The sequence below is a fragment of the Streptomyces sp. NPDC059003 genome (assembly GCF_042740445.1).
GTDB lineage: Bacteria > Actinomycetota > Actinomycetes > Streptomycetales > Streptomycetaceae > Streptomyces.
In genome coordinates, this window is sequence record NZ_JBHYJH010000331.1 from 1 (window position 1) to 4771 (window position 4771).

Genomic DNA, 4771 nt, shown 5'->3' on the forward strand with positions numbered 1-4771 from the left:
GACCCCCCTTTTATCCGGCGCTTCGCGCCTCGTCCTCAAACGCCGGACGGGCTGATTTAGAGCTGTGCGATGTTGGCTATGGGCATGCGTGGGGTGCGGCGTGGTGGGGTTCTGCCCGACAGGAGGATCAGGCGGGTCGCTCGGTGGCGTTGGCCCTCGTAGGGGGTCAGGAGTTCCAGCATGCGGGGGTCGGTGGCGTCGCGTTCGCCGGCCAGGGCGTAGCCGATGATGCCGGGGAGGTGGAGGTCGCCCACGGTGACCGCGTCGGGGGCGCCGTTGCTGCGCTGGACCGTTTCGGCCGAGGTCCAGGGGCCGATGCCGGGGATCAGTTCCAGGCGGGCCTGCGCCGCCTCCGGCGCCATCGCGGCCGCCTCCTCCATGCGGGCGGCCACGCGCGCCGCGCGCAGGATCGCCGACGCCCGCTTGTTGTCCACGCCCGCCTTGTGCCACTCCCAGGACGGGATGCGCACCCACGTCGCCGGGTCCGGCATCACGTGCATCCGGGCCTGGGCGGGGGTCGGGCCCGGCGCAGGGTCGCCGTACTTGCGTACCAGAAGGCGCCAGGCCCGGTACGCCTCGTCCGTCGTGACCTTCTGCTCCAGGATCGACGGGATCAGCGACTCCAGGACAAGACCTGTCCGGGTCAGGCGCAGGCCCGGGCGGCGACGCTGTGCCGCGGCCACCAGGCGGTGCCGGGGCGTGAACGCCGACGGGTCGTCCGCCGCGCCGAGGAGGTCCGGCAGCCCGTCGAGCAGCCACTCCGCGCCCGGGCCCCACGCCTCCGCCTCCGCGGTGCCCGCGCGCAGGGCCACGCGGAGCGTGCCGGGGCCCTGGGGGGTGCGGCTCGCCCGCCAGACCGAGCCGTCCGGGGTGGTGCGGAACGTGGGGTCGGCGGGGCCTCGGCGCAGGGGGCCGAGGGTGAGGCCCAGGTCGAGGGGGGTCGGTGGGGTCCAGGTGCGGTGTCGGCCCGCCGGGTGGTGGGGGCGGGTGTCCTTCTTGGGCCCGGGGACCGCCGGCTCGGGGATCGCCGTTTCGCCACCGCGGACCGTGGTGCGGGTGGGGCGGGGGGCGAAGCGGGAGGACACGGGGTCGAGGGTACGGGGTTCTCCTCCACTGGTCCGGTCTACTGGTCCGGTCTACTGGTCCGACGAGAAGCGGACCGCTCCCGCCGGGAGTTTGGCCTCGCACCAGATGCGGATGCCCGAGCGGAGCTCGTTGTCCGCTCCGATGTGGGCGCCGTCGCCGATCACCGCGCCGGTGAGGACCGTGCGGGCGCCGACCGACGCGCGGGCGCCGATGAGGGAGTCGGTGATGACGGCGCCCGGTTCGATGACCGCGCCGGGCAGGACCGTGCTGCCGTAGAGGCGGGCGCCCTCGCCGACGACGGCGTGCTCGCCGACGACCGTGCCGCCGGTCAGCTTGGCGTCGGACGCGATCCTGGCGGAGGGCAGGATCAGGCGGTCGCCGCAGCGGCCGGGGACCGCGGGGGACGGGGCGCGGCCGAGGACCAGGTCGGCGGAGCCGCGCACGAAGGCCTGCGGCGTGCCGAGGTCGAGCCAGTACGTCGAGTCGACCATGCCCTGCAGATGGGCGCCCGAGGCCAGCAGGTCGGGGAAGGTCTCGCGCTCGACGGAGACCGGGCGGCCCGCGGGGATCGTGTCGATGACGGAGCGGCGGAACACGTACGCGCCCGCGTTGATCTGGTCGGTGACGATTTCCTCGGGGGTCTGGGGCTTCTCCAGGAACGCCGTCACGCGGCCCGTGGCGTCGGTGGGGACCAGGCCGTACGCCCTCGGGTCGGTGACCTTCGTCAGGTGCAGGGAGACGTCCGCCCGCGTGCGCTCGTGCTCGGCGACCAGGGCGCGGATGTCGAGCCCGGTGAGGATGTCGCCGTTGAAGACCAGGACCGGGTCCTGCGGGCCCGAGTGGAGGCGCGCCGCGACGTTGCGGATCGCGCCGCCCGTGCCGAGCGGCTCCTCCTCCGTGACGTACTCGATGTGGAGGCCGAGCGCCGAGCCGTCGCCGAAGTACGGCTCGAAGACCTCCGCCAGGTAGGAGGTGGCGAGGACGATGTGGTCCACGCCCGCCGCGCGGGCCCTGGCCAGCTGGTGCGTGAGGAACGGGACACCCGCCGCGGGGACCATGGGCTTGGGCGTGTTCACCGTGAGCGGCCGCAGCCGGGTGCCCTTGCCGCCGACCAGGAGGATCGCTTCTGTCACCTGTCGTCTCTGCTTCCTGCTGGGGCCCGCCGAACTGTGTTTCGGCGGGCCAGTGTATGCAGACGTATGAGCTGACCGTGCGGTGCGACCGGTACCTCACCGGCCCTGGTAGCGGGCCGAGGCGGACCGGGCCTTGCCGAGCTTCTTGTACAGGAGGCGGCCCGGGCACTCCGTGGCGAATCCGTCCCGATGGCCGGAGATCACGCGGAGCCGGACGTTCGTGCCTTTCCTGTAGAGGTTGCCACCCCCGGACTTCAGGTATGTCGTTCCGCGGGGATTCGCCCCGAACAGGCCGAGCTTCCACGCCGTCAGCTTGGCGACGGCGGTCACCGCTGCCTTCGGCGGTTTGGAGTTGCTGAACGTGCCGAGGACGGCGATGCCCATGCTGTTCGTGTTGAAACCGAGGGTGTGGGCGCCGAGGACCGGCTTGGACACGCCGCCCGCGCGTCCTTCGTAGATGTTCCCGCACTTGTCGACGGCGAAGTTGTAGCCGAAGTCGCGCCAGCCGCTGCTCTTCACGTGGTAGCGGTAGATACTGCGCAGGACGGAGGGCGCCTGCGAGCAGCGGTAGTTGTTGCCGGTGGCGCTGTGGTGCACGAAGGCGGCCTTCACGGTCCTGGTGTACGCGAAGTTCCGCTCGCGCAGCCGCTCGTCGGCGCCCCAGCCGCGGCGCGTGACGATGCGCGGGCGCGGACCGATGTACGGGCGCGCCTGGGCGGCGCCCTCGGCCGCCTGTGCGCCCTGCGCCGTCTGCGCGTCCTGAGCCGTCTGCGCGTCCTGAGCTGTCGCCACGTCCTGTGCTGTCTGCACGTCCTGTGCCGCCTCCGTCCGCGCCTTGTCGAGCGCCGGGATCGCGGTGGCGCCGAGCGGGGCGAGGTCGGCGTTCACGGCGGACGTCGCGGCGGCCCGGGCGGTCAGCGGGGGCAGGGTGTCGGCGTGCGGGATGCCGTCCGGTGCGGTGTCGCCGGGCGGGGGCTGCTCTCCGGGAGCGGTTCCCGGGTCGACGAGTTCCAGGCGGAGGCCCTTGGGGAGCGGGGGTGCGTCCGGTGCGCGGGTGGCTGCGCGCGCTCCGTCCTCGTACGCCCGCGTCCCCGCCCGTACCCGCACCTCGACGCCGTCCGAGTCCCCCACCCACAGGGGCGCCGTCGACCCGCGTACCCGGCCCGAGTCGTGTTCGGCGGTGCCGGGGTCCGCGGCGTGGTCGTGGTTGTGCGTCTCGACGTCCTGCCAGGGGGACCAGACCGTGGTGCCGGTCCCCCGGGTGCGGACCTGGACGCGGCCGCGCAGGTCGGCGGCCGGGTCGTCCCAGACGACGCCCACCAGCGAGAACGGCCGTACGTCGCGCCGCGACAGGCCCTCCTCGCGTGCGGGGCCGCCCGCGCGGTCGGAGCCGAGGGGGGTCAGCGGAAGCGACTGGGTGCTGCCGGGCAGCGCGGGGGCGGCGGGGGCGGCCTGGGCCGACTGAGCCGCCGAGGACACGCGTGCCGTGACGGACGCGCCGGGCCCCACGGCGGCCGGTCCGGGCGCGGCCGACGCGGCGGGGGCGAGGGGGAGGGCCAGCGCCGTGGCGCAGGTGACACCGATCGAGGAAGCAAGAAATCCACGCATGCTGACGATCGTCGGCATACCGGTACATATCTGTCCATTGGGAAACTGACGGTCCGTCGGCCAGGGGGCGGCCGAACCGGTGCCCCAACTCCGCCGCCCCCACGGCCGACACGCCCGGGCCCGCGTACCCTTGCGGCCGTGAACGCCAACGACCGCACCCCTGCCGACCTGCTGCGATCCGCGCTCGCCGCGGACCCGGCGCGCCCGCTCGTCACCTACTACGACGACGCCACCGGAGAGCGCGTCGAATTGTCCGTCGCCACCTTCGCCAATTGGGTGGCCAAGACCGCCAACCTGCTCCAGGGCGACCTGGGCGCCGAGCCCGGCGACCGGCTCGCGCTGCTGCTTCCCGCGCACTGGCAGACGGCGGTGTGGCTGCTCGCGTGTTCGTCGGTGGGCGTCGTCGCGGACGTCGGCGGCGATCCCGCGGGCGCCGACCTCATCGTCAGCGGGCCCGACACCCTCGACGCGGCGCGGGCCTGCTCCGGCGAGCGGGTGGCGCTGGCGCTGCGGCCGCTCGGGGGGCGATTCCCCGAGGCGCCGGCCGGCTTCGCCGACTACGCGGTGGAGGTGCCGAGCCAGGGGGACCGGTTCGCGCCGTTCGCGCCGGTGGATCCGGACGAGGTCGCGGTCGCCTGCGGCGGGCTTGAGCTGACCGGGGGTGAGGTCGTCGCGCGAGCGCGGGCCGATGCCGGGGAGCTTGGGCTCTCGGGTGGGGTTCGGGTGCTTTCCGGTCGCCCGTACGACACGTGGGACGGGCTGAGCGCCGGGCTTTACGCGCCCCTGGCGTCCGGGGGGTCCGTGGTGCTGTGCCGTCATCTGGATCGGCTCGGGGAGGAGGGCCTGGAGAAGCGGGTCGAGGCGGAGCGGGTCGCGGTCACGCTGCGCTGACCCTGCCGGGGGCTCCCCACTGCATCCATTAGCGCGCTCCGCGCGCGGGCGCC

The 4771-nt window shown here is 74.2% G+C and carries 4 protein-coding genes; 1 reads left to right on the plus strand and 3 read right to left on the minus strand.

Annotated elements, in window-relative coordinates; all coding sequences use genetic code 11:
• Positions 1-56: 56 nt before the first annotated feature.
• The 3 genes from ACFWZ5_RS44745 to ACFWZ5_RS44755 form a co-directional block, all read right to left on the minus strand.
• The gene (locus ACFWZ5_RS44745; protein WP_384806144.1) at positions 57-1085 is read right to left on the minus strand and encodes a DNA-3-methyladenine glycosylase family protein; all 1029 of its coding nucleotides are present in this window, start codon (positions 1083-1085) and stop codon (positions 57-59) included.
• 51 nt (positions 1086-1136) lie between these two features.
• The gene (locus ACFWZ5_RS44750) at positions 1137-2219 is read right to left on the minus strand and encodes a sugar phosphate nucleotidyltransferase (RefSeq protein ID WP_384806142.1); all 1083 of its coding nucleotides are present in this window, start codon (positions 2217-2219) and stop codon (positions 1137-1139) included.
• Between the two features lie 96 nt (positions 2220-2315).
• On the minus strand, positions 2316-3827 hold the full coding sequence (locus ACFWZ5_RS44755; RefSeq protein ID WP_384806140.1) for a peptidoglycan recognition protein: 1512 nt from the start codon (positions 3825-3827) through the stop codon (positions 2316-2318).
• Between the two features lie 138 nt (positions 3828-3965).
• On the opposite strand from ACFWZ5_RS44755, the gene ACFWZ5_RS44760 reads away from it, so the two are divergent.
• Positions 3966-4718 carry a TIGR03089 family protein gene (locus ACFWZ5_RS44760; protein ID WP_384806139.1) on the plus strand — a complete coding sequence of 251 codons (753 nt, stop codon included), beginning with the start codon at positions 3966-3968 and terminating at the stop codon, positions 4716-4718.
• Positions 4719-4771: the final 53 nt, after the last annotated feature.